Annotated in this window: 1 protein-coding gene; it reads left to right on the top strand. The window is 64.6% G+C overall.

The annotated features are described in order from the left end of the window. A partial coding sequence (locus F8561_RS09970) for an Ig-like domain-containing protein (RefSeq protein WP_151887389.1) occupies nucleotides 1–2709 on the top strand: 2709 nt, incomplete at both ends.

The raw sequence follows: 2709 nt of genomic DNA, 5'->3' as shown, positions 1-2709 counted from the left end.
CCGTCTGCTGACCTGGCCGGTCTGAAAGAGGGCGATGCCAGCGTGCAGGTGAGCGTCACCAACGTCAACGGCAACAGCGCGTCTGCGGGCCGCGAGTACAGCGTGGACACCACCGCGCCGTCCGTAACGATTAACACCCTGGCGGCTGACGACATCCTGAATGCGACCGAAGCGAAAGCTGACCTGACGGTGTCCGGTACCAGCACCGCCGAAGCGGGCCAGACGATCACCGTGAGCCTGAACGGGAAGAACTACACCACCACCGTGGGGGCAGACGGCAACTGGACGCTGGACGTTCCGGCAGCCGACCTGGCGGCGCTCACGGACGGCAGCGTGACCGTGACGGCCGCCGTCAGTGACAAGGCGGGTAACCCGGCCTCGGTGGATCATAACCTGGCTGTCGACGTGACGGTGCCGGTCGTGACCATCAACACCGTGGCGGGCGACGACGTGATTAACGTGGCTGAGCATGCGCAGGCGCAGATCGTCAGCGGCTCTGCCACCGGCGCGGCGGCGGGCGATAAAGTCACCGTGACCGTTGGCAGCCAGACCTACACCACCGTGCTGGACGCCGCGGGCAACTGGAGCGTCGGCGTTCCGGCGAACGTGATTTCTGGCCTCAGCGACGGCACCGTGACGGTCAGCGTCAGCGTCACCGATGCCGCGGGCAATACCGGATCCGGCACCCATAACGTGACTGTCGATACCGGGCTGCCTTCCGTGGGCTTCGATACCCTGAGCGGCGACAATGTGCTGAACGCGGTGGAGAAAGGTCAGGATCTGAGCGTCAGCGGTACCAGCGCCAACCTTGCGGAAGGTACCCTGGTCACCGTGACCCTGAACGGCAAACAGTACACCGCAACAACCGCGGCGGACGGCGGCTGGAGCCTGACGGTACCGGCAGCGGATCTGGCCGCGCTGGGTGAGGCGAACTACACCCTGAGCGCAACCGCGACGAACACCGTGGGGAACAGCGTCAGCAATACGGCGAACCTGCAGGCCGATACCGCGCTGCCGACCGTTATCATCAACACCGTGGCCGGTGACAACGTGATCAATGCGGCGGAAGTGGCTGCCGGTCAAACCCTGAGCGGTACCGTTGCCCACGCCGAAGCGGGCAATACCGTCACCGTTACGATGGGCGGTAACAGCTGGACGGCGACGGTGCAGGATGACCTGACCTGGTCCGTCAACGTGCCTTCAGAGGTGCTGACGGCGCTGGGTAACGGCGGACTGAGCGTGACGGCCACCGTCACCAACGGACACGGCAATACCGGTTCCGGCGAACGCGATATCACCATTGACGCCAGCCTGCCGGGCCTGCGTGTCGATACCGTGGCAGGTGACGATGTGATTAACAGCATCGAGCATGGTCAGAACCTGATTGTCAGCGGCTCCAGCGATGGGCTGGCAGCGGGCACGGCACTGACCGTCACCGTGAACGGCAAAACCTATGCGGCGTCCGTACTGGCGGACGGGACCTGGAACGCAGCCGTGCCGGCCGCAGACGTCAGCGCGTGGCCAGAAGGCACCGTGAAAATTACCGTTACCGGTGATAGCCCGACGGGCAACCCGATGACCATCAGCCACGACGTGACGGTGGATCTGGCGACCGTGGCGATCAGCATTAACGCCATCGCTACCGATGACGTGATTAACGCGGCGGAAAAAGGGACCGATCTGGTGCTGTCAGGTGCGACCACCAACGTGGAAGCCGGACAGACCGTCACCCTCGCCATGGGCGGTAAAATCTATACCACCACTGTCGATGCGAGCGGTAACTGGACTTATACCGTACCGTCTGCTGACCTGGCCGGTCTGAAAGAGGGCGATGCCAGCGTGCAGGTGAGCGTCACCAACGTCAACGGCAACAGCGCGTCTGCGGGCCGCGAGTACAGCGTGGACACCACCGCGCCGTCCGTAACGATTAACACCCTGGCGGCTGACGACATCCTGAATGCGACCGAAGCGAAAGCTGACCTGACGGTGTCCGGTACCAGCACCGCCGAAGCGGGCCAGACGATCACCGTGAGCCTGAACGGGAAGAACTACACCACCACCGTGGGGGCAGACGGCAACTGGACGCTGGACGTTCCGGCAGCCGACCTGGCGGCGCTCACGGACGGCAGCGTGACCGTGACGGCCGCCGTCAGTGACAAGGCGGGTAACCCGGCCTCGGTGGATCATAACCTGGCTGTCGACGTGACGGTGCCGGTCGTGACCATCAACACCGTGGCGGGCGACGACGTGATTAACGTGGCTGAGCATGCGCAGGCGCAGATCGTCAGCGGCTCTGCCACCGGCGCGGCGGCGGGCGATAAAGTCACCGTGACCGTTGGCAGCCAGACCTACACCACCGTGCTGGACGCCGCGGGCAACTGGAGCGTCGGCGTTCCGGCGAACGTGATTTCTGGCCTCAGCGACGGCACCGTGACGGTCAGCGTCAGCGTCACCGATGCCGCGGGCAATACCGGATCCGGCACCCATAACGTGACTGTCGATACCGGGCTGCCTTCCGTGGGCTTCGATACCCTGAGCGGCGACAATGTGCTGAACGCGGTGGAGAAAGGTCAGGATCTGAGCGTCAGCGGTACCAGCGCCAACCTTGCGGAAGGTACCCTGGTCACCGTGACCCTGAACGGCAAACAGTACACCGCAACAACCGCGGCGGACGGCGGCTGGAGCCTGACGGTACCGGCAGCGGATCTG

This window comes from Enterobacter sp. 198 (genome assembly GCF_009025585.1).
Classification (GTDB): domain Bacteria; phylum Pseudomonadota; class Gammaproteobacteria; order Enterobacterales; family Enterobacteriaceae; genus Enterobacter; species Enterobacter ludwigii.
The sequence above is the reverse complement of the archived record's forward strand: the minus strand, read 5'-3'. Positions and strand labels throughout refer to the sequence as shown.